This is a genomic window from Mucilaginibacter sp., assembly GCF_041088075.1.
Classification (GTDB): domain Bacteria; phylum Bacteroidota; class Bacteroidia; order Sphingobacteriales; family Sphingobacteriaceae; genus Mucilaginibacter_A.
In genome coordinates this window covers 21,639-44,695 of record NZ_JBGCVY010000052.1, presented here as the reverse complement: position 1 = coordinate 44,695, position 23,057 = coordinate 21,639, and the positions used below count along the sequence as shown (strand labels likewise).

The window sequence follows — 23,057 nt, the reverse complement described above, 5'->3', positions numbered from 1 at the left end:
TAAATTAATAAAATAATATTACTTTAGAAAAATTTGTTGTGCCATGGTGTTTTCTGAGATTTTGTACCTGCTTGTAACAGCAGTTTCGGTTTTATTTGTGTTGGTGATTATGCCTTTGGTCATTCGGGTTGCCAACCGGTATCAGTTATTTGATGATCAGTCGCCTTCCCGAAAAGATCATGGTTATGGCGTGCCGCGTTTAGGCGGTGTGGCATTTTTTCTAAGTATTGTTTTTACCGGCCTGTTTTTTAAAATCGGAATTTATGAATCGCTCCCGATACCTTGTTTATATGCCGCAGGCGCTGTTTTATTTTTAGTTGGTTTTGTGGATGATTTGTCGGGTGTGGCTTGTTTTACAAAACTCATTTTTCAAATCATAGCAGGTTGTTTAATTACCGTTCCGGGAAATATCCGCATCAACAATTTACATGGTATTTTAAATATGCATCAATTGTCATACACAGAAAGTGTTGGTATTTCGATATTCATCATCGTGTTTATCATCAATTCTTTTAATTTGATTGATGGTATTGATGGGCTGGCCGGTACTTTGGGTGTAATCGCTGCGCTAACTTTTGGTTATTATTTTATGCGCACCGGCCATGTTGGTTTAGCGGCTTTAGCTTTGCTGGTGGCCGGTTCATTGATCCCGTTTTTAGCTTATAATTATTCGCCCACTAAAATATTTATGGGCGATTGCGGTTCTCTTTTTCTCGGTTTAAGCTGTGCTGTTTTTGCGTTAAAATTTATCACGATAAACGAAGCATCCGCGTTAAACAACACCCAAGCGGCGCCAGCGATAGCCGTTGCCGCTTTAATTGTGCCTTTGTTTGATACGTTTACCGTCGTTATCACCCGCATCTGCAACAAAAAATCCCCGTTTCGGGCAGACAGGAACCACATCCACCACCGCTTGTTGCGTTTAGGTTTAAACCATATGCAAACTACCGCTTTGCTGGCCTTGGTTACGCTTTTCTTTATCGGCTTTGCCCTGCTGCTCCGCCATGCCGACAGCCAGTTGCTGTTAATGCTTTTTGCAGCCATCATGCTTGCACTCAACTTGGTGGTAAACCTGCTGCTCAAGGCAAAAAACAAACAAGTGTTTTGGGTTAGTGCCGAATAAGTTAGCGCTTTGGTAAGCAGTTTTGATAACTTTGTGCCGATAAAAAAAGCATGAAGATGAAAATTGCTGTTAACGGTTTCGGGCGCATTGGCCGCGTTTTTTTAAGGAATATTTTAAGCCATCCGGATATTGAGGTGGTTGCCATTAATGATTTGGCAGATACCAAAACTTTGGCCCATCTTTTTAAATACGATTCCGTCCATCGTGGTTTTAAGGGCGAGGTTAGGTTTGATGAAAATCATCTAATCATCAACAACAAAAGCATCCGGGTTTTCCGCGAATCCGATCCGTTGCAACTGCCCTGGAAAACTTTGGAAATAGATTTGGTGATCGAATCAACCGGAAAATTTATCACCGAAGCCAAAGCAGCTTTGCATTTGCAGGCAGGGGCAAAGCAGGTGATCATTTCGGCTCCTTCTCCCGATAAAAATATCCCAACCGTCATTTTGGGTGTTAATGATGATACGGTTGATCTCAGTTCGCCCATTCTTTCCAACGCTTCCTGCACCACCAACAACGTGGCGCCGATGCTGAAAATTTTGGACGATAACTGGGAAGTGCAGGATGGCTACATCACCACCGTCCATTCCATGACTAGCGACCAAAACCTGCACGATGCGCCCCACAAAGATTTGCGCCGCGCACGTGCCGCTTCCAGTTCCATCATCCCCACTACAACCGGCGCGGCAAAAGCGGTAACCAATGTTTTTCCGCATTTGGAAGGCAAACTGGGCGGTGCCGGTATCCGAGTTCCGGTTTTAAACGGATCGTTAACGGATTTTACCTGCACGTTGAAAAAGCCGACAACGGTAAAAGAAATTAACGCCGCGTTTTTAAAAGCTTCGCAAGGCTTTCTCAAAAATATTTTAGAATATACCGAAGACCCGATTGTTTCTGTTGATATTTTGGATAACCCGCACAGTTGCATTTTTGATGCGCAGCTAACTTCCATTGTTGGCAGTTTAGTTAAAGTAGTGGGCTGGTACGATAACGAAATGGGCTACTCTAGCCGTTTGGCAGATTTGGTGGCGAAAATTGCCCTGCTAAAAGAAGTATATTAAACAAAAAAAGGGGCCGGAATTACCCGCGCCCCTTTCCGAATCACTGCAAAAAATAAAAGGCTTTATTCTCCGATTCAGGTTTATAATTGGTATTTGGTTTTCGATTAAAGCACCAAGCGTAATTTGGTTTGCGGGAATTCTTTGAACCGGAATTCCTGTTGAACCGGCGCTTCTTTTTGGATATGGATTTTATAATAAGCCATTCCTTTTTTGGTGATGGAAGCCGCAACTTTCAAATATTTGGTGTCGCTTATTTTTTTTGCCTGCATAAACAATTCAACATCGCCGTGCAGCTCAACCAAGCCTTTTTTGTACAACTCGTTTACCAAAACTGATTGGTATTTGCCGAAAAAGAAAGTAATGCTCCAGATCATAAAAGGGTTGATGATATCCGTGTTGCGGTCAGGAACCGGGTTGTTCAGGATCATTTTGATGATTTTATCGCGTAATGGAGTGATGGTAAACATAGCTTTTTCGTTTTGTTGTTCTGTTGAGGAATAGCCAATAAAAATGCCAAAGCGGTTTCGGCAAAACCAAAAAACCGGCGGATGCTTCTTTTACCACCTAAAAATTGGTGTGGTGCCAATACTTTTTTTCGTTCCGAAGAAACAACCCCCGTTCTGTTATATTTGGGCTTTTTATGCGTAGAAACAGCATTTCAAGCATAAAAACCAACACAAACAACCAAAAACATGATCAAATTTATACCGGTAAAAGAAGTATTGGCCATCAGGAACGAAGTGCTGCGCGAAGGAAAATTAACTTTGGACGAATGCCGTTTTCCATCCGACCAAAATGAAGGCGCGTTCCATCTGGGGAATTTTGAGGAAAATTTGCTCGTTTCCATCGCCTCGTTCCATCCACAAAATGTGGAAGGCCACATTGGCCAAGGTTATCAGTTGCGCGGTATGGCCACAATTCCGGCTTTTCAGGGAAAAGGAAAAGGCAACCAACTGCTTAATTTCGCCATTGTTTACCTTCGTGGGCAGCAAATCAATTACTTGTGGTGCAACGCGCGCAAAGTTGCGCTAAACTTTTATACCGGCATCGGTTTTGAAATTATTTCGGATGAGTTTGATGTTCCCGGCATCGGCCCGCACTACGTGATGTACCTTAAAATCCGCTGATACTGTTTTTATCGGCATAAAAACAGCATCGGCAAAAAGGCGTTGTTATCAGCGTAGCTAAACTTAACAGCAATTTTGTACTTTTCCAACCTTAACCCATCAACATGAAAACAATTGACCAGGCAAATTTTGCCAACAAAAAAGTTTTAGTCCGCGTAGATTTTAATGTCCCGCTGGATAAAGATTTTAATATTACCGACGATAACCGCATCACGGCCGCTTTGCCAACCATCAAAAAGATTTTGAAAGATGGCGGCGCGGTAATTCTGATGTCGCATTTGGGCAGGCCGAAAAACGGACCGACGGACGAGTTTTCGTTAAAACACATCGTTCCGCATTTGTCGGATTTATTGGGCCAGCAGGTAGAATTTGCCAATGATTGCATTGGCCAGGAAGCAACCGACAAAGCAAAAGCTTTGCAGCCAGGCGAAGTTTTATTGCTCGAAAACCTGCGTTTTTATAAAGAAGAAGAAAAAGGCGACGTTGAATTTGCCAAAAAACTGGCTGCCCTGGGCAATGTTTATGTAAACGATGCTTTCGGAACGGCGCACCGCGCGCATGCTTCCACTTCGGTTATTGCCCAGTTTTTCCCGGATGCCAAATACTTCGGCTACTTAATGGCTTCGGAACTGGAAAATGCAGAAAAAGTGTTGAACAACCCGGCAAGGCCGTTTACCGCAATAATGGGCGGCTCCAAAGTTTCGGACAAAATAAAACTGATTGAGCGTTTGCTGGACAAGGTGGACAATTTGATCATCGGCGGCGGCATGGCCTATACTTTTGCCAAAGCGGATGGCGGCAATATCGGTACTTCTCTGGTAGAAATGGATAAGTTGGATCTGGCCAAAAGCTTGCAGCAAAAAGCAAAAGACAAAGGCGTGAAGCTTTTTTTACCGGTTGATAATGTGGTTGCCGATGCTTTTGCCAACGATGCGAACACCAAAATTGCCAAAACCGGCCAGATTGAAGATAAATGGATGGGTTTGGACATCGGCCCGGAATCTGTGGAAGCGTTTTCCAAGGTGATTGAAGAAAGCAAAACCATTTTATGGAACGGGCCAATGGGCGTTTTTGAGATGGACAATTTTGACAAAGGCACCAAAGCCGTTGCCGAAGCGATTGTAAAAGCAACCAACCATGGCGCTTTCTCTTTGATTGGCGGCGGCGATTCGGCAGCGGCAATTTCTAAATTCAACCTCACTTCGCAAGTAAGTTACGTTTCTACCGGAGGCGGCGCTTTGCTGGAATATATGGAAGGCAAGGAGTTGCCGGGCGTAAAAGCAATTAATGATTGATGCTGTTTTTATCGGCATAAAAACAGTACCGAAAGCCTTTGCCAATTTTGGCAGAGGCCTTTTTGTTCGATTAGGGTGGGTGTTTTTTCTTATCTTCATAAAAAAATGTAGTTATGCCAGAAGTTATTATCAAGTATGAGGATCCTAAAACTTTGAAAGTTTTAGAAGATTTATCAAAGACAATGAACTTTGAGATTGAAACTTTCAACGAAGAAAACACAGAACGGCAAAAAGCAATTGATGCTATTGCCGTTCAAGCAGATAAAAATGCTGATATAAGTCAATCAGTTTCACCGAACCAGAAATCCGAGAAAGAATATTCCATTAATGGGGTTACCATGATTGCGGGCGATCCAAGTGTGGATATTACTGAACTGATAGAAGTATTTACCGGTCTGAATTTAGATGCTAAAAAGTTAAGAGAAGCATGGAAACGGCCAAGGTAATTTGTGATACAGATGTAATGATAGACTATTTAAATAACAATAGTGAAAGGCATTTCAATACAAAAAATTTGATTGAAAATTTTATTGGAACAGAAAATGTAGTTCTTTCAGCAGTTACAAAAATGGAACTTATTATCGGCGCAACTAATAAAAAAGATATGGAAAGGATCAACAAAAGTATTCTTCGATACACCATTGCTTTCATAAATAATGAAATATCACAGGTTGGTATCAGGCTTTTACAAGATTATAAATTGAGCCACGGACTTGCAATGCCTGATGCCTTAATCGCTGCAACATCTTTAGTTACTCAAATTCCGCTATTCACTTATAATGTGAAAGATTATAAATTTATTGATGGAATGGAACTTTTTGACCCTGGAAAAGGATAACCAAAGCATCGAACTCTTTTTCAATTGCGTTTAGTAACACCTTTGTTTCCATCAGAACAAATCCATAAAACGCAGCTTTTACAATAAATCCGTTTTATGAAAAAAATAGCCGCGATGCTTCTTTTATGCCTGTTTTTTAGGCAGGTTTCTGCGCAAGTAAATGCTGATTCTGTTTATGTAAAAGCCAACTACCAGAAGTTGGAATACCAGATCCCGATGCGCGACGGCAAAAAGCTGTTCACTTCAGTTTATGTGCCGAAAGATCAGTCCAAAAAATATCCGGTGATGATGGACCGAACGCCGTACAGCGTTGCACCTTACGGAGCCGATCAATACAAACGTTCTTTAGGCCCTTCTCCATTGTTTTTGCACGATGGTTATATTTTTGTTTATCAGGATGTGCGCGGTCGGTGGATGAGCGAAGGGATTTACGAAGAAATGACACCGGAAAAAGACACACATCCCACCAAAAACGATGTGGACGAAAGCACAGATACTTACGACACAATTGACTGGCTCCTCAAAAATATCCCGAACAACAACGGAAAAGTAGGCGTTTGGGGGATTTCTTATCCCGGTTTTTACACCACAACCGCTTTGCTGAGCCGTCATCCGGCCTTGGTTGCCGCTTCTCCGCAAGCACCAATTGCTGATTTGTACCGCGATGATGCTTTCCACAACGGCGCTTTTATGCTGGTGGCCAACTTTGGTTTTTATCCGGGTTTTACCAACCGGCAGGACGATAAACCAACGCAGCGGCAGGCAACAGAATTTATCGCCGGAACGGAAGACGGCTACGATTTTTTCCTGCGGATGGAAACGATGAAAAACTCGAACGCTTTGTATTATAAGGATACGATCCGTTTGTGGAACGAAATGCTGGACCACCCGGATTACGACCAGCATTGGAAAGACCGCAACGTATTGCCGCATTTAACCAACATTAAAACCGCGGTTTTGGTAACCGGTGGCTGGTACGATGCGGAAGATTTGTACGGGGCCATCAATACGTATAAAACTTTAGTTAAGAACAATCCAACAACGCCGGTTTATTTTGCCATGGGCCCCTGGGTACATGGTGGTTGGGCGAGAGGGAACGGCGATCATTTGGGCGATGTAGGTTTTGGCTCGGCAACGGCAGCTTTTTATCGGGAAAATATCGAGTTTAAATTTTTCAGTCATTGTTTAAAAGGAACGCCAATGGATTTGCAGCCGGTTTCTGTTTTTGAAACAGGTGCCAATCAATGGAAAACTTACAAAACCTGGCCGTCGAAAGAGGCGCAGGAAAAAAACCTGTATTTCTTGCCCAACGGAAAACTTTCTTTCGATCCGCCAAAAACCAATGCTTCTTTTAACAGCTATATTTCTGATCCGAACAAACCTGTCCCTTTTCTTAACAACACTTCGATGGACATGGACCGCGAATACATGACGGCCGACCAGCGTTTTGCCGCCGCCCGCCCGGATGTTTTAACTTATCAAACCGATGTTTTGAGCGAAGATTTAACTTTGGCCGGAAATATTTGGGCGAATTTAAAAGTTTCCACTACCGGAACCGATGCCGATTGGGTGGTAAAAGTGATTGATGTTTACCCGGATTCTACCAAGAATACTTCTTTTACCGGGCCAAATGTGCAGCTTGCACATTACGAGCAAATGGTGCGCAGCGAAGCCATGCGCGGCAAATACCGGAATAGTTTTTCTAAACCCGAACCTTTTATTCCTGGAAAAGTTACGCCGGTTAATTTTGAATTGCAGGATGTGTTGCATACCTTCAAAAAAGGCCATCGGATTATGGTGCAAGTGCAAAGTACCTGGTTTCCGTTGATAGACCGCAATCCACAAAAGTTTATGAATATTATGCAAGCGGAGCCGAAAGATTTTCAAAAAGCAACCATGAGGGTTTACACTTCAAAAGAGCAGCCGAGTTTTTTAAAGGTGCGGGTGATGTAGCCAAAGGGATTTTGGCCAATGAATTTATGCCGGTAAAAGAAGCATTAGATAAATCCCAACAATGCTTCTTTTATCAACCAAAATTTTATTTAAAAGCATATTTGATGCCCACACTTGGCGTTAAATTAAAAATTGGCCCGCGGAAAATTTCGATGCGTGGGTCAAGGTCAACACTAACCGCAATCGGCGAATCGGGGATTACATATTCTAAACCGATTACGCCATCGGCACCTAAAAGCAACGAAGAATTGTTGTAAACTTTGTAATCACCGTTGTAAACGCGGTAACCGCCGCTGCCCACGCCGCCAACGTGCCCACCAAAACCATAATAAAACTTTAGTTCGGCTACGTTAAAAGCCGGTTGGTGTTTCTCAATTAAACCCGTAAACACCACGCCTTTGGTGCGGAAACCCAAAACGCCTTCCAAAGCCGTTGTCGGGTCGGTAAAGTACTTGATGGAAACGCCGCTTTCGTAACTAAAACGCAAACCGGCAGCCGTTTGATAAGATTGTGCGCTGGCCGTTTTGCTGCAAAATAAAACGGCAGATATGAACAACAAACTGAGACAAATTTTTTTCATGCAAATTGATTTATTCGGCCCGGTTGTACTACCCGGCTTTCTGCAAAAATGAAAATTTTAGCAATACCAAAACGGTATTTTCAAAATATAATTCAACTTTAAAAATAGCAACAGCAATCGGTTGGCTGATTTTTATGCAGGAAATAGGTTATTTTTAGCAAAAATTAGAAGAGTTATGCGCATCAAAAAAATACCTGCTAAAAGAAGCATCAGGCTTTTCCTGGTGATCAATGCCGTTGTGTTTTTGTCTTCAGGCTGTGCAAAAGGGCAGTTGGGCAACAATAATGGCCAGGAATACCGAAACGGCATGGTGGTTTGCGCTTATCCGGATGCGGCAAAAGCAGGTTTGGCCGTGCTGAAAAAAGGCGGCAACGCGGTTGATGCGGCCATTGCTATCCAATTTGCTTTGGCTGTAACGCACCCAACAGCAGGCAACATTGGCGGCGGCGGTTTTATGGTTTACCGGTCGGGCAAAGGCGAAACCAATACATTGGATTACCGCGAAAAAGCTCCTGCCGCGGCCAGTGCCAACATGTATTTGGATTCGGCGGGAAATGTGATTGCCGATAAAAGTTTGCACACACACCAGGCTTCGGGCGTTCCTGGTTCGGTGGATGGCATGGCGGAAGCACACCGGAAATACGGTAAATTAAAATGGGCGGAGTTGGTTCAGTCGGCAATTGATCTGGCGGAAAACGGCTTTGTGCTGACAGAAAAATTGGCATCAAACTTAAACTTGATGCAGGACAACTTCCGCAAACTCAATCCCGGAAAAAATTATTATTTAAAAGAAGGCGGCTGGAAAGCGGGCGATAAAATGGTGCAGCAAGATTTGGGCGCCACGCTGGAACTGATCCGCGATAAAGGCCGCGCCGGTTTTTACGACGGCAAAATAGCTGACGAGCTGGTGGCCGAAATGAAAAGCGGGAACGGCCTCATCACCAAAACCGATCTGAAAAATTACCATTCGGTTTGGCGGAAAGCGATCACCGGAAATTATAAAGATTATAAAATCATCACGATGCCGCCGCCTTCCAGCGGCGGGATTGCGTTGCTGCAACTGCTGCGTTCGGTAGAGCCTTTTCCGCTGAAACGCTGGGGTTTCAACCAGGATTCGACGGTGCAGGTGATGGTGGAAGCCGAGCGCCGTGTGTATGCCGACCGTTCTAAATACCTCGGCGATCCTGATTTTTATAAAGTTCCGGTGGATAGTCTGCTTCAACCTAAATACACCGATGCCCGGATGAAAAGCTTTAACTGGAACCAGGCCACGCCAAGCAGTGCGATACAACCCGGAACATTTGTGGGCTACGAAAGCGACCAGACCACGCATTTGGTTGTGGTGGATAAAGAGGGAAATGCGGTTTCCATCACCACTACTTTAAACGGTTCTTTCGGTTCGGGCATCGTGGTAAAAGGCGCGGGTTTTTTGCTGAACAACGAAATGGACGATTTCAGTGCCAAGCCCGGCGTGCCCAATATGTTTGGCTTGATAGGAGGGAAGGCCAATTCGATCCAACCGGGCAAACGGATGTTGTCTTCCATGACGCCAACGATCTTAGAAAAAGGCGGCAAATTGTTTATGGTGGTTGGCACGCCGGGCGGTTCTACCATTATTACTTCTGTTTTCCAAACGATTTTAGATGTGGTTGAATTTGACCAAAGTATGCAGCGCGCCGTGGCTTCCAAACGTTTCCATCACCAATGGCTGCCCGATGATGTAAAGGCAGAAAAAGATGCTTTGGACAGTGCCACCATCCAAAAATTGGAACGCAAAGGCTATAAGATTATAGTTGATGGCCCGATTGGCCGCGTGGATGCGATCCTGAAAACGAAATGGGGCTATTACGAAGGCGGTGCCGACCCGAGGGGCGACGATACCAAGCTGGGCTGGTAATTTGTGATACTGTTTTTATGCCGATAAAAACAGTATCACCAGCACCAGCATCTGTTAAAATATGTTAAGCCGCGGTTTTTGCAGATTAAAACGATAAATTTGCATTTTACGCTGTTTTTGCACATGAAGAAGTTGTATGTTGTTTTCGCGTTGATGCTTGCCCTTTCGGCATGTAAAAAAGCGGCTATAGACAGGACGGCATATTTTGCGCAAATCGGTATAGACAGTAATAAAATCAGGGCTTACCTCATCGCCAACAATATACCGATAAAAAAAGTAGGCGATACGGTTGGCGTTTATTATCAGGTTTTGGATTCGGGCAATGTGGCCAGTTTGTACACACAATCAACCTTGGTTACGCTTGGTGCTTCGGCAAAAATATTAGGCGCAAAAGATACGCTGACTAAACCAAGCATTTTCCACCCGTCTTATACTTTGGGAAGTGTGATCCGTGGCTGGCAGGTAGGTATTCCGTTGATCAAAAAAAACGGCAGGATACGGCTTTTTGTGCCTTCGCGTTATGCTTATGGTATGTACGATCACCAAAACCCGTTTATTCCGGCCAATTCCTGTCTCGATTTTGATATTACATTATATAACGTTACCAATTAAAATTAAAAATTACTTATAATGAAGCAACTTGCTTTCGCCTTTTTATCCGTACTTGTTTTAGCCATGTTTTCTTGTAAAAAAGAATACGACACGATCCAAACTGTTGACAACAATTCCATACAAAGCTATATTTCTGCCAATGGTTTAAATATGGCCAAAGGTGATAGCGGCATTTACTATCAAATTATCAAGCCCGGCGATACTGGAAACCCGATAACCGATTCGGACATGATTTTTTACTCTTTTTCTATTAAAACTTTGGATGGAAAAGTTGTTTCGGCCGATACCGTTTTAAACCGCGTTAGCAATTACGCCGGCCTCAACCAGTTTAATTACCGTTACTATAACACAACTACATTTTCTCCAACCACCGCAGGTTTCCCGCTGCCTGTTGGTTTGCAGTTTGGGATTAAAAAATACCTGCAAAAGCGCAACGGCATTATCCGTATGCTTATCCCTTCCGGTCAGGCTTATGGTTTATCCGGTTATACGTTTCCGGATTTGCGGGTTAAAATCCCGGGAAATGAATCTTTGGACTATACCGTTTACCTTTATAACGTGGATAGTCAGTTGGCTTATGATACCATACAAATCAGAAACTACATCAAAAAAAACAACCTGACAGGGTTCCAAAAAACGCCTTCCGGTTTGTATTATAAAATCGTTGACCCCGGTTCCGGCAAAGACCAAATCTACATTTCTTCAACCGTAACACTTACTTATACCAAACGTTTGTTGTTGAGCCAGTCTGCGATAGAAACGCAGAGTTTAGCTGCCGCGCCCCTTTCGTCTTATATTTCTGGCTGGCAGGAAGGCCTGCAATTTTTAAATTCGGGCGGAAAGATCCGTTTGCTCGTCCCTTCCGGCCTGGCTTATGGCCCTACGCCGCAATCGGCTACCCCAAATACCAGAACTTATAACGTTCCGCCAAATTCTATCATGGATTTTGATGTGAACGTAACGGCAGTAACTAACTAATTTTAAGGCGATAAAAGAAGCATTGCCGTTAGTCATCCTGAATTTATTTCAGGATCCCTCTTCCAAGGTTTTAGCCTTTCTTGTGGGATGCCGAAACAAGTTCGGCATGACAAAAACAGAAACACACCAAATTTTAGGTGGTAAAAGAAGCATTGCATTAGTCATCCTGAAATTTTTTCAGGATCCCTCTTCTAAGTCAAAACCTTTCTTGTGGGATGCCGAAACAAGTTCGGCATGACAAAAACATGAACACAATGATTTTTAGGGGGTAAAAGAAGCATTGGTTTGTCATTCTGAACTTGTTTCAGAATCCCTCTTCTAAGTCAAAACTTTGCTTGTGAGATGCCGAAACAAGTTCGGCATGACAAAAACCTAATTTAGGTGATAAAAGAAGCATTGCCATAAACTTTATCCGTTCAAAGCTTTTTTAAACGCTGCCAAACACCGTTCCCGAGCTTCTTTATGGTCAACAATTGGTGCCGGGTATTTTTCCGGGTCTAAATATTCGGGCACCCATTTTTTAATGTATTCAAATTTTGGGTCGAAGCGTTTGGTTTGTGCTTCCGGGCTAAAAATCCTAAAAAACGGAGATGCATCGGCACCGGTCCCTGCTGCCCATTGCCAGCCGCCCACATTGCTGGCCAAGTCATAATCCAGCAGTTTTCGCCCAAAATAATGTTCGCCCCAACGCCAGTCAATCAATAAATGTTTGCATAAAAAGCTGGCCGTAACCATGCGCACACGGTTGTGCATCCAGCCTAACGCTTGCAATTGTCGCATCCCGGCATCCACAATCGGGTAGCCGGTTTCGCCTTTGCACCAGGCTTCAAACTCCTGCTCGTTGTTGCGCCATTGGATTTTATCAAATTCAGGCTTGTAAGCATGATTGGCAGTTTGCGGGAAATGCCAGATGATCATCGCATAAAAATCCCGCCAAATCAATTCATTCAGCCAGGTTTTTTCTATCTGTTTATTGGCTTCGGTTGCCAGTTCGCGGATGCTGACCGTGCCAAAGCGCAAATGTACGCTGATCCGTGAAGTGCCTGCCAATCCCGGAAAATCGCGCGTTTTGGCATAATCGGCAATGATGGATTTGTATTCATTTTTTGGGACTTGGATCGAACTGGCTTCAAAACCAATATCTTTTAATGCAGGAAAAGGAAGTTGGGTTTGATACAGGTTTTGCAGGTATTTTTCTACCGGATAAGGCTTCAGGTAAAAACCGTTCAGCTTTTCTTTCCATTTGCGAGAATAAGGTGTAAAAACAGTGTACGGGCTGCCATCCGGTTTCATCACTTCGTCCCGGTCAAAAATAACCTGGTCTTTATACGTACAAAATTTGCTTCCTTTAGCCGCTAAAATTTGGGCAATTTCGGTATCGCGCTCTTTGGCATAAGGTTCGTAATCGTGGTTGGTAAAAACAGTATCAATGTTATATTCATCCAAAATTTCATCAAATGCTTCTTTTGGCGAGGTATTTTTGATGAGCATCGAACTGCCCAGCCGCTTCAATTCCTCGTTCATGTTTACAAGCGACTGGTGGATAAACGTTACGCGCGCATCGTCTTTGTCTTCCAGCTTGTCCAAAATCTCGGTATCAAAAATGAACATCGGCAAAACCGGTTTGCCACTTTTGAGCGCATGGTAAAAACCGGCGTTATCGGCTAGCCTTAAATCTCTGCGGAACCAAAACAGGTTAATGCTTTTTTTATCAGGCATAAATTTCGCGGATAGCTTCTTTTATCGTTGGATATTTAAATACAAAACCGGCTTGTTCTGTTTTTGCTGCCGAAACTTTTGTGCTGGCCAAAACTACAGCGCTCATTTCGCCCAGGGCTAATTTTAAGGCAAAAGCAGGTACTTTGGGCAGCCATAATGGCCTGTTTAATTGTTTTGCCACAGTGATAGTTAGCTTGGCATTAGTTGCCGGGTTTGGCGCAACCATATTGTAAACACCGGTCAGCTCTTTTTCGATTCCAAAAACGTATAAGTCAATGGCGTCTTGCAAATGGATCCACGGAACCCATTGTTTGCCCGAACCGAGTATCGTGCCGAAACCAAATTTGATGGGCAAAGCCAATTGTTTTAAAGCACCGCCTTCATCGGTCAAAACTACGCCGGTCCTTAATTTCAGGATTTCTAAGCCTAAAGCTGCACCTTCGTCCACGGCTTTTTCCCAAGCTACACAACACTGGCCTAAAAAATCTTTTGCCGGAACTGAAGTTTCGGTTACCAATTCATTTCCGCAATCACCGTAAAATCCGGTTGCCGAAGCAGAAACCACTTTTTTTATTTGGTGCGGATGCTGTTTTAATAAATTGTAAATCAGTGCGATAGATTTAGTCCGGCTGCTGATGATTTCCCGTTTCCGCCCGTCCGTCCAGCGTTTATCGGCTACGCCCGCGCCTGCCAAATGGACGATCAAATCAACACCGATAATACAATCGGCATCAATGCTGCCTTTGGCCACATCCCACAAAAAGGTTTTCACTTTTGGGTTGTTGCCTGTTTTTCGGCTTAAATGGCTTACGGTATAGCCTTTTTCGAGTAAAAGGCTGGTCAGGTGTTTGCCAACCAGCCCGGTTCCGCCGGTAATTAAAATGTGCTTGCCCATTGGGCTGATTAACTTTTTTTGCAGGTTTAAGTTTGCCGGAAATGGAACTTTCATTTTTTAAACCAATGCTTCTTTTAGCACACAAAAACCTATATTACTATTGTAACGCAGATTTCTAAGTTTTTGTCATGCCGAACTTGTTTCGGCATCCCACAGGCAATTAACTTTAGTATTTATCCTGAGGGATCCTGAAACAAGTTCAGGATGACAGAGAAATGCTTCTTTTAGCACCTAAAAAAAGAGGGCAGGTAATTAAACCAGCCCTCTTTTTTGTTTTTAAACTTAAAACGAAGAACTACATTTTCATGGTAGTGTCTTTTTTCATTTTTTTCATTTTGCCCATTTTGCCATGATGTTTCATTTTGCTTTTTTTCATGGTGTCCTGAGACATGGAAGGAGTTCCTTTTACAGGAGCGGCATTTACAGTTAAACAAGTGGCAACCATCATTGCACCGGCCATCATCATTGCTTTAAGAGCTGAGATTTTCATAGTTTTAATTATTAGTTTTTAGTTTAGCATAAATATAGAAACATCTACTTCAATATGTTCAACATTTTAAAAAATATTTTTAAACAGGCCATTATTTAGCTCCTGTTTAAATTATGGCATAAAATTTTACAATGCTTCTTTTATGCCTATAAATTTGGTGTGCACGTGTACCTTACTAAAACAAAAACCACAAAAAGACAATGATTTTTAGGTGGTAAAAGAAGCATTGAAAATAAGTTTAACAAAATATAAACAAGCCCTTAATATTTATATGAAAGAATTTTTAGAAGCCGCTTATGCCGAAGCTGCGGCCGGTTTTGCCGAAGGCGGCATCCCGATTGGTTCTGTGCTGGTGCACCAAGGCAAAATTATTGGCCGCGGCCACAATCGCCGGGTACAAAAAGGCAGCGCAATATTGCACGGAGAAATGGATGCTTTAGAAAATGCAGGCCGCTTGCCCGCAGCCGTTTACCGCGAGTGCGAACTGTACACCACGCTTTCGCCCTGCCCCATGTGTTCTGGCACTATTTTGCTGTACGGCATTCCAAAAGTCATCATCGGCGAAAACAAAACGTTCATGGGCGAAGAAGAACTGCTGCGTTCGCGCGGGGTGGAAGTGGTTGTTGCCGATGATGCAGCCTGCTACCAGTTGATGCAAACTTTTATCGAAAAAAGCCCGGAACTTTGGAACGAAGATATCGGGGTTTGATCAGCAGATGCTTCTTTTATCTGCCTAAATTTTGCAAACAACAAAGCACAAAAAAAGCCTCATTAAAAAAATGAAGCTTTTTTTGCCGGTAAAAGAAGCATTAGCTTTTTGCCGCGTCGCGCAATGCTTTTACTTCGTTGTGTGCCGATAAAATGCCTTGGTTTTGGCTATTGATGGTGCTGCTGATATTAGAGTCCCAGGTAATATCGGTATCTGCCAAAGCTTCTTTATAAGCTTTTTTGGCTACGTCTTCGCCATATTCGCAATCTGCCAAAATAGAGTGGCGGTCTTTTCCGGTAAAAGTAGATTTAACATCCATCCAGGCATGGTAAAACTTGCCTGCTGTTGTAGTGGCATCTGTTGGCGTGCCTCCCAAAGAGGTAACCAATGCTTCCAACTCTGTTGCGTTTTTTTGGCTTTGGGCGATGTAGCCGGAAAACAGGGATTTCAAATCGGCATCTTGTGTGCCTTCCAAACCTTTTTGATAACCTACCACGCGGTCGTTGTTAATTTTGATCAAGTCATTTAAAGCAGATATTTGGTTTTCTGCTGATTTTGTAGCTGCCATAGTTTTAAAGTTTTTATTGGTAACAAGATTTTAAAAGTAAAGTTTTGAAAAAATTTGGAGAACATGATTTGTATGTGATGCTTCTTTTACCGGCATAAAATCAGGGTGTTAAGCAGAAATCAAACTTAAGTAACAATAATGCTTTTGTACAAACAAAAAAGGATTTCTTGCTCTTCTTGATAAGGTAAAACCAAATCTTAAAACAGTCAGTTTATTACTGAAATCAGGTCAATAAAAGCAGTACTCAATCTATCAAATCATTTACAAGTGCCGAAAAAATAATCGTATAGCAATCAAATGGAAAATAAAAATCAGCAAAACAGAAAAGAAACCAACAAAAAATTGCAGGATTTGGAGCAGGATACTTCTTATGCCGACGGCAAGTTTTTGACAACCAATCAGGGCTTAAAAGTAAACGACGACCACAACTCCCTGAAAGCAGGTGAGCGCGGCCCCACACTTTTAGAAGATTTTATCCTTCGGGAAAAGATCACCCATTTTGACCACGAACGCATTCCGGAAAGAGTAGTGCACGCCCGGGGAGCCGGTGCGCATGGCTATTTTCAGGCGTATGAAAACTCGATGGCGCAATACACCAAAGCCGCTTTTTTAACTGATTCGTCACGCCAAACACCCATTTTCGCCCGTTTTTCTACCGTTGGCGGTTCGCGCGGCTCCACGGATTTAGCCCGCGATGTACGCGGTTTTGCCGTTAAATTTTATACCGAAGAAGGCATTTATGATTTTGTGGGAAACAATATGCCTGTGTTTTTTATCCAGGACGCCATCAACTTTCCGGATCTGATCCATGCCGTAAAACCCGAGCCGCACAATGAAATCCCGCAGGCTTCCTCTGCGCATGATACTTTTTATGATTTTATTTCGCTGATGCCCGAGTCTATGCACATGCTGATGTGGCTGTTGAGCGACCGTGCCATTCCGCGCAGTTTGCGGATGATGGAAGGTTTTGGTGTGCATACTTTCCGTTTGATCAATGAAGAGGGCAAAGCAACGTTTGTAAAATTTCATTGGAAACCTTTGCAAGGCGTGTTTTCTGTTGCCTGGGACGAAGCACAGAAAATTTCGGGCAAAAACCCCGACTTCCACCGCCAGGATTTGTGGGAAGCAATAGAAAACGGGGATTTCCCGGAATGGGAGCTGGGCGTGCAGTTGATCTCTGAAGAAGACGAGCACAAATTTGATTTTGATATTTTAGATTCGACCAAAATTGTGCCCGAAGAATTGGTTCCGGTACAACGCATCGGCAAAATGGTATTGAACCGAAACCCTGACAGTTATTTTGCCGAAACAGAGCAGGTTGCTTTTCACCTGGGCCACATTGTCCCCGGGATGGATTTCACCAACGACCCGCTGCTGCAAGGCCGTTTGTTCTCTTATACCGATACCCAATTAACGCGTTTAGGCAGCCCCAATTTTCATGAAATCCCGATCAACCGTTCTATCGCACCGGTTGTAAACAACCAGCGCGACGGGCATATGCGCCAGGTGATCAACAGCGGGCGTACAGCTTATGAACCAAATAAAATTGCGGATGGTTACCCTAAACAGGCAAAAATTTCCGAAGGCGGTTTTACTTCTTACCAGGAACGCATTGATGCCAAAAAAATCCGTGCACGCAGTGATAGTTTTCGCGACCATTTCAGCCAGGCCACTTTGTTTTTCAACAGCATGTCTGAAGTAGAGCAAAACCATATTATTGATGCTTTGCGTTTTGAACTGGGCAAAGTAAAGCTGGAAGAAATCCGGATGCGCATGCTGGGTTTGTTATCACAGATTGATGCAACTTTGGTAAGTAAAGTGGCCGAAGGTTTGGGGATGGCCGTTCCTTCAAAGCCGGAATCGCCGATGAATTTTAGCCATGGTGCAGATGCAGACCCGGCACAATCAGAATCTGTAAAAGGCAAATCGTCTATCAAAAAGTCGGAAGCTTTAAGCATGGCCAAAGTGGTCAGCAAAAGCATCAAAACACGCCAAATAGCTGTTTTAGCGGCCAACGGCGTAGATGGCGATGCTTTAAATACGATGAAATCTGCCTTAAAAGCAGCAGGCGCGACGGTGAAAATCATTGCCCCAAAATTGGGCACAATCAAAGACAGCAAAGGCAATGCAATCCATGTGGACGAAAGTTTTCTGGTTGCTGCTTCTGTTTTGTTTGATGCAGTTTATATTCCCGGTGGAAAAGACAGCATTGCAGCTTTGGAAAAAGAAGGGGATGCTTTTCATTTTGTGGACGAAGCCTACCGCCATTGCAAACCCATTGCGGCCGACAAAGAAGCCATCGAACTGTTGAAAGGTTCTTACCTCGGCAAAAAAGTATTGTCCGGCACGCCTGATGAATCAAGGTTGGTAAGCAAAGGCTTGGTGTTTAACCAACCGCCTGCTACATTTATTGATGCCATTAGCAAGCACCGTTTCTGGGAACGGGAAAAACCGGAAGAGAAATTTCCGGCTTAAACTGATAAGTTGAGATACTGTTTTTATCGGTATAAAATCCGCGTGGCTGTTATGGCAACGCGGATTTTTTGTTGGTAAAAGAAGTATTCGCTGAGATTTGTCATGCCGAAATTTTTTCGGTATCTCATCAGAAAGGTTACAAATTGGAAGAGGGATCCTGAAACGAGTTCAGGATGACTAACGCCAATGCTTCTTTTATCGCCCAAAAATCAGAGTATTTAGGTTTTTGTCATGCCGAACATGTTTCGGCATCCCACAAGAAAGGTAGTTTTTAGAATATCAGGAGGGATCTTGAAACAAGTTCAGGATGACTAAAGGCAATGCTTCTTTTACCACTTAAAAGTTGGTGTGTTTATGTTTTTGTCATGCCGAAATTTTTTCGGCATCCCACAAGAAAGGTTTTGACTTAGAAGAGGGATCCTGAAATAAATTCAGGATGACAATACTTCTTTTACCACCTAAAAGTTGGTGTATTTATGTTTTCGTCATGCCGAACTTGTTTCGGCATCCCACAAGAAAGGGTAGTTTTTAGAATATCAGGAGGGATCCTGAAACAAGTTCAGGATGACAAGTAAATAAGTACTATAATTACTAAATTAGCTTTATGAACAAACAAGGCCATGTTTATATTATGTCTAACCAATACCGAACTACTTTTTACATCGGTGTAACCAGTGATTTGGAAGCAAGGGTTTGGCAGCATAGTAATGGCGAAGGTTCTGTTTTTACCAAAAAATACCGTTGTTTTGATTTAATTTATTATGAATACTTCCCCTTTATTTTAGATGCAATTGATCGGGAAAAACAACTGAAGAATTGGCACCGTCCATGGAAAATAGCTTTGATCGAATCTGTAAATCCAACAATGAGAGATTTAAAGGATGAAATTAAGACCTGACGTATTTTATTAGGCTAACCACTATATAACCCTAAAAGGTTTTTGTCATCCTGAACTTGTTTCAGGATCCCTCTTCCAAGGTCGTAACCTTTCTTGTGGGATGCCGAAACAAGTTCGGCATGACAAAAAAAATCATGTCTTAATTAATTAACGTGGGTTTTTGTGTGATAAAAGAAGTATTCGATAACCGAACTAATTAGTCATCCTGAATTTGTTTCAAGATTTCCCTTTCAAGGTCGTAACCTTTATAGTGGGATGCCGAAACAAGTTCGGCATGACAAAAACCAAAAAAAACCGCGTTACCATTTAGTAACGCGGGTTTTTATATGGTAAAAGAAGCATCCGTTATTTACGCTTCCAAGGCTTCCAGTTCCTGTTCTTTAACTTTAATCTTTTCTTTTTTACCAAACAACCTGTTCTTCAAATTTACGCGGATGAGGTACATACAAGGAACTAGGATCAGGGTGATGATGGTTGCAAAACCCAATCCGAAGATCATCGTCCAAGCCAACGGTCCCCAGAAAGCCACATTATCGCCACCGAAGTAAATATGCGGCTGGAAATGGGTAAACAAACCAACAAAGTCAATATTTAAACCTACGGCCAAAGGTATCAAACCTAAGATAGCGGCAGTAGCAGTCAGCAATACCGGTGTCATCCGGGTATGGCCGGCTTCTACCACGGCATCGTGTACACTGGTGCCTTGCTCTATCAGCATATCGGTAAACTCGACCAGCAAAATTCCGTTCCGTACCACCACGCCTGCCAGTGCAATAATCCCGATACCGGTCATTACAATTGCCATCGTCATCCCGAAAATACTTACCCCAAGCAATACACCAATGATACTAAAGAAAATTTCGCTAATGATGATCAAGGTTTTGCCAATAGAATTAAACTGGATCATCAGGATGATCAGGATCAAACCAAAGGAAGTGGCCAAAGCACCGCCCAAAAAGGTAACGGCTTCCATTTGGTCTTCCTGGCCGCCGCCCTGTCGGATGATCACGTCGTCAGGTTTTTTAAAGTTGTCAATTGCTTTTAAAATATTGGCGTTTACTTCGTTGGCATTATAAGGTTTGATCACACTTGAACCCAAAGTTAATACCCTGCGTTGCTGCTTGCGTTTAATATTGCTGTACGTATCAGTGTAACGGACATTTGTAAAAGCGGAAATAGGCACCTGCCGGATGATACCGCCCGAACCCATATCGCGGTAAGTGATTTTCATATTGCGTATTTCGTCAATATTGCCGCGCTGGTTTTGCAATGCCCGCACTTTGATTTGGTAGTCATCTTCTTTGGTATTCCTGAAATCGCCTGCTTTTGCCCCAAACACGGCCGTACCTAATGCCTGGCTGATTTGTGCTGTGTTTAAACCTTCCCGGTTTGCCCTTTCGCGGTCAATATCAAACACAATTTCAGGCTTGTCATTTTGCACATCGGCAGTTAGGTTTTCAATACCCGCGATGTTTTGTTTTGCAATAAAGTTTTTTAAATGGTTACTGGTTTTGACCAAGGTGTCCAGGTTATCGCCAATAATTTCGATACTGATATCTTTTTGAACAGGCGGTCCACTGTTTTCCTGTGCCACGGCAATTTTAACGCCCGGAATACCTTGTACAGCGTTGCGGATGTTTGTTAAAACCTGTTTGGTGTCCTTGCCGTTGCGCTTGCCGTACTCCACAAAGGCAACGGTTATTTTACCTTTGTTTTCATAATCGCCCTGGTCTTCATCCGTTGGGTCGGTTACGCCTTTGGTAACGTTGGAAATGATAGATGAAACGATGTTTTTATCAGGCTCAACTACCTGTGCCACACGCTGCTCCAGCTTTTTGGTAACTTCATTTGTAGTAGCCTGATCTGTACCAATGGGCATGGTGATGTAAACGTAAGCAAAATTAGGATCGCCCGACGGGAAAAATACCGGTGTTTTGCCTAACACCACCATGAGCACAATAGCCAGTACAAATAAACCAAACGTTCCTAATAAAACGGTTACTGGCCTACGCACAGCACGTTCCAACCATTTGGCATACCAGGCCTGGAAACGCGGCCAAACATTGTTTTGGAACCGGTCTATCACTTTTAACAAAAAGAAGTGGTTGAACAGGTATAAAACAATCATCACAACCATAAAATTACCAAAACCAAAATTGATAAAATAGCCAACTGCAGTAGCTATGGCCAAGTAAATAAGCGTGCGCCTAACGCTTTTATCAAATGTAGGATGATCGTGTTCGCCTTCGATATGCGGTTTCATAAAATCAACCGCAAAAACAGGGTTCATGATATAAGCCACCACCAAAGAAGCCAGCAAAGTGATGATTAAAGTAATAGGCAAAAAGAACATAAAATGGCCTATCAAACTATTCCAGAAAGCTAAGGGAATAAAAGGTGCCAGTGTAGTCATTGTTCCTGAAAAAACCGGCAAGAAAACTTCGCCTGCCGCTATTTTCGCTGCTTCTTTTATCGGTACTTTTCCGTTGTCAAAAATACGGTGTGTGTTTTCGATCACCACAATGGCATCATCCACAACAATACCTAAAGCAAGCAGGAACGAAAACAGCACGATCATGTTTAGCGTAAACCCGATTGCCGGCATTACTAAAAACGCAATGAAGCAGGATAATGGCACCGATAACGCAACAAAAATAGCGTTGGTTGTTCCCATAAAAAACATCAGGATAAGGGTAACCAATATAAAACCAATAATGATGGTGTTGATCAAATCATTAAGGGTTGTACGGGTTTTGTCGGATTGATCGCCGGTTACGGTAATATTTAAGCCTTTCGGGAAAACAGTTTTTTCTTTTAGCTTGATTAACGCGTTGATCTTGTCCGATGCCTGGATTAAATTTTCTCCCGCTCTTTTGCTTACATTTAAAGTAATTACGTTTTTAAACTTCGGGTTATCGTTCGTTTTCAAACGGGCATAACTTTCTTGCTCTAAAAATGAATCTTTTATTTCGGCAATGTCGCGTAGATAAACGGTTTGGCCTTTTGGGTTCCTGATGGCCATGTCAGCTACTTCGGCCGCATTTTTAAAATCCTGTTTGATGTCTATGCTGCGGCGCACACCATCTGTTTTTACAGTGCCTGCGGTGGTTAAAATATTTTCTGAACCGATTGCCTGGATGATATCGCCAAAACTAACCTGTGCCGCGGCCATCTTGTTCAAGTCAACATTCACCTGGATTTCGGGTGTCAAGGCGCCTACTTCGTCAACTTTTGAAATTTCCTTGTAGCCTTCTATTTCATCTTTCAAAAGATCGGCATATTCCTTTAAGCGTTTCAAATCATAATCGCCAGAAATGTTGATGTATAAAATAGGCAAATCCGCAACGTTGATATCTGATATAACAGATTCTTTTAGGTTGTCGTCATTCTGCGGCAAATCCTGTTTGGCTTTGTCCACCGCATCTTTTACATCAATTTTAGCATCTTTGATCTTGATGTTCGCCTGAAATTCCGCGGTGATAATTGATACGTTTTGAACCGAGTTGGACGTAACTTTTTTCAGCCCTTTCAAGGATTTTAATTGTTTTTCAATTTGCCTCGTTACCAGGTTCTCGATGTTTTGCGGCGATTGGCCGGCAAACGTGGTGGTAACAAATACTTTTGATTGCGCAATATCCGGGAAGTTTTCTTTCGGTAAATTGTTATAACTGATCAGCCCTAAAACCGTGATCAAAAAGATGAGCACGTAAATAGCCGTTTTGTTGTCAATGGCCCAGCTTGAGGGCGCAAATTCTTTTTTGAGATCTTTCATAATTAACAGATCAAGTGGTAAAATATATTAAGAGCCTGTTTAAGTTTTATTCAGTTTATTTCTATGC

21 protein-coding genes are annotated in these 23,057 nt (G+C 42.9%); 14 read left to right on the top strand and 7 right to left on the bottom strand.

Annotated features, from left to right (window positions below):
• Window positions 1-43: 43 nt before the first annotated feature.
• On the top strand, window positions 44-1,123 hold the full coding sequence (locus tag V5804_RS12960; protein ID WP_369591818.1) for a glycosyltransferase family 4 protein: 1,080 nt from the start codon (window positions 44-46) through the stop codon (window positions 1,121-1,123).
• A 56-nt stretch (window positions 1,124-1,179) separates the two neighbouring features.
• Complete coding sequence (gap, locus tag V5804_RS12955) at window positions 1,180-2,184, top strand: type I glyceraldehyde-3-phosphate dehydrogenase (RefSeq protein WP_369591828.1); 1,005 nt, start codon at window positions 1,180-1,182, stop codon at window positions 2,182-2,184.
• Window positions 2,185-2,288: 104 nt separating this feature from the next.
• Here gap and V5804_RS12950 read toward each other — a convergent pair whose 3' ends face one another.
• Entirely contained in the window at window positions 2,289-2,651 is a 363-nt protein-coding gene (locus V5804_RS12950; RefSeq protein ID WP_369591817.1) for a hypothetical protein, read from the bottom strand.
• 225 nt (window positions 2,652-2,876) lie between these two features.
• Here V5804_RS12950 and V5804_RS12945 point away from each other — a divergent pair, with 225 nt between their 5' ends.
• The 5 genes from V5804_RS12945 (at window position 2,877) to V5804_RS12925 (ending at window position 7,397) form a co-directional block, all read left to right on the top strand.
• Window positions 2,877-3,311, top strand: coding sequence for a GNAT family N-acetyltransferase (locus tag V5804_RS12945; protein ID WP_369591816.1), 435 nt, complete (start codon window positions 2,877-2,879; stop codon window positions 3,309-3,311).
• Between the two features lie 104 nt (window positions 3,312-3,415).
• Complete coding sequence (pgk, locus tag V5804_RS12940; protein ID WP_369591815.1) at window positions 3,416-4,606, top strand: phosphoglycerate kinase; 1,191 nt, start codon at window positions 3,416-3,418, stop codon at window positions 4,604-4,606.
• A 113-nt stretch (window positions 4,607-4,719) separates the two neighbouring features.
• Window positions 4,720-5,052, top strand: coding sequence for a hypothetical protein (locus V5804_RS12935; protein WP_369591814.1), 333 nt, complete (start codon window positions 4,720-4,722; stop codon window positions 5,050-5,052).
• Window positions 5,034-5,444 carry a type II toxin-antitoxin system VapC family toxin gene (locus V5804_RS12930; protein ID WP_369591813.1) on the top strand — a complete coding sequence of 137 codons (411 nt, stop codon included), beginning with the start codon at window positions 5,034-5,036 and terminating at the stop codon, window positions 5,442-5,444. Before V5804_RS12935 ends, V5804_RS12930 begins: the two co-directional genes overlap by 19 nt.
• 96 nt (window positions 5,445-5,540) lie before the next feature.
• The gene (locus V5804_RS12925; RefSeq protein WP_369591812.1) at window positions 5,541-7,397 is read left to right on the top strand and encodes a CocE/NonD family hydrolase; all 1,857 of its coding nucleotides are present in this window, start codon (window positions 5,541-5,543) and stop codon (window positions 7,395-7,397) included.
• 85 nt (window positions 7,398-7,482) lie between these two features.
• Here the strand turns inward: V5804_RS12925 and V5804_RS12920 are convergent, their stop codons facing one another.
• Window positions 7,483-7,977, bottom strand: coding sequence for a hypothetical protein (locus V5804_RS12920; RefSeq protein ID WP_369591811.1), 495 nt, complete (start codon window positions 7,975-7,977; stop codon window positions 7,483-7,485).
• Window positions 7,978-8,152: 175 nt separating this feature from the next.
• Between V5804_RS12920 and ggt the strand changes: the two genes are divergently transcribed.
• The 4 genes from ggt to V5804_RS12900 all read left to right on the top strand — a co-directional run bounded on the left by ggt (window position 8,153) and on the right by V5804_RS12900 (window position 11,702).
• Window positions 8,153-9,874 (top strand): gamma-glutamyltransferase, encoded by a 1,722-nt coding sequence (ggt, locus tag V5804_RS12915; RefSeq protein ID WP_369591810.1) that lies wholly within the window; start codon window positions 8,153-8,155, stop codon window positions 9,872-9,874.
• A gap of 78 nt (window positions 9,875-9,952) precedes the next feature.
• A complete protein-coding gene (locus V5804_RS12910; RefSeq protein ID WP_369591809.1) occupies window positions 9,953-10,486 on the top strand; it encodes an FKBP-type peptidyl-prolyl cis-trans isomerase in 534 nt (177 codons plus the stop codon).
• 18 nt (window positions 10,487-10,504) lie between these two features.
• On the top strand, window positions 10,505-11,464 hold the full coding sequence (locus V5804_RS12905) for an FKBP-type peptidyl-prolyl cis-trans isomerase (protein ID WP_369591808.1): 960 nt from the start codon (window positions 10,505-10,507) through the stop codon (window positions 11,462-11,464).
• A 106-nt stretch (window positions 11,465-11,570) separates the two neighbouring features.
• A complete protein-coding gene (locus tag V5804_RS12900; RefSeq protein ID WP_369591807.1) occupies window positions 11,571-11,702 on the top strand; it encodes a hypothetical protein in 132 nt (43 codons plus the stop codon).
• Window positions 11,703-11,872: 170 nt separating this feature from the next.
• Here V5804_RS12900 and V5804_RS12895 read toward each other — a convergent pair whose 3' ends face one another.
• The 3 genes from V5804_RS12895 to V5804_RS12885 all read right to left on the bottom strand — a co-directional run bounded on the left by V5804_RS12895 (window position 11,873) and on the right by V5804_RS12885 (window position 14,568).
• A complete protein-coding gene (locus V5804_RS12895; protein WP_369591806.1) occupies window positions 11,873-13,183 on the bottom strand; it encodes a deoxyribodipyrimidine photo-lyase in 1,311 nt (436 codons plus the stop codon).
• Complete coding sequence (locus tag V5804_RS12890) at window positions 13,176-14,132, bottom strand: TIGR01777 family oxidoreductase (RefSeq protein WP_369591805.1); 957 nt, start codon at window positions 14,130-14,132, stop codon at window positions 13,176-13,178. The genes V5804_RS12895 and V5804_RS12890 overlap by 8 nt, the downstream gene beginning before the upstream one ends.
• Before the next feature lie 241 nt (window positions 14,133-14,373).
• On the bottom strand, window positions 14,374-14,568 hold the full coding sequence (locus tag V5804_RS12885; protein ID WP_369591804.1) for a hypothetical protein: 195 nt from the start codon (window positions 14,566-14,568) through the stop codon (window positions 14,374-14,376).
• 271 nt (window positions 14,569-14,839) lie between these two features.
• Between V5804_RS12885 and V5804_RS12880 the strand changes: the two genes are divergently transcribed.
• On the top strand, window positions 14,840-15,277 hold the full coding sequence (locus tag V5804_RS12880) for a nucleoside deaminase (RefSeq protein ID WP_369591803.1): 438 nt from the start codon (window positions 14,840-14,842) through the stop codon (window positions 15,275-15,277).
• 100 nt (window positions 15,278-15,377) lie between these two features.
• Here the strand turns inward: V5804_RS12880 and V5804_RS12875 are convergent, their stop codons facing one another.
• A complete protein-coding gene (locus tag V5804_RS12875) occupies window positions 15,378-15,845 on the bottom strand; it encodes a PA2169 family four-helix-bundle protein (RefSeq protein WP_369591802.1) in 468 nt (155 codons plus the stop codon).
• A 297-nt stretch (window positions 15,846-16,142) separates the two neighbouring features.
• On the opposite strand from V5804_RS12875, the gene V5804_RS12870 reads away from it, so the two are divergent.
• Both V5804_RS12870 and V5804_RS12865 read left to right on the top strand, forming a co-directional pair.
• Window positions 16,143-18,320, top strand: a complete 2,178-nt coding sequence (locus V5804_RS12870; RefSeq protein WP_369591801.1) for a catalase — start codon at window positions 16,143-16,145, stop codon at window positions 18,318-18,320.
• 604 nt (window positions 18,321-18,924) lie between these two features.
• Window positions 18,925-19,218 (top strand): GIY-YIG nuclease family protein, encoded by a 294-nt coding sequence (locus V5804_RS12865; protein ID WP_369591800.1) that lies wholly within the window; start codon window positions 18,925-18,927, stop codon window positions 19,216-19,218.
• 349 nt (window positions 19,219-19,567) lie between these two features.
• Here V5804_RS12865 and V5804_RS12860 read toward each other — a convergent pair whose 3' ends face one another.
• Complete coding sequence (locus V5804_RS12860) at window positions 19,568-22,990, bottom strand: efflux RND transporter permease subunit (RefSeq protein ID WP_369591799.1); 3,423 nt, start codon at window positions 22,988-22,990, stop codon at window positions 19,568-19,570.
• Between the last annotated feature and the right edge of the window lie 67 nt (window positions 22,991-23,057).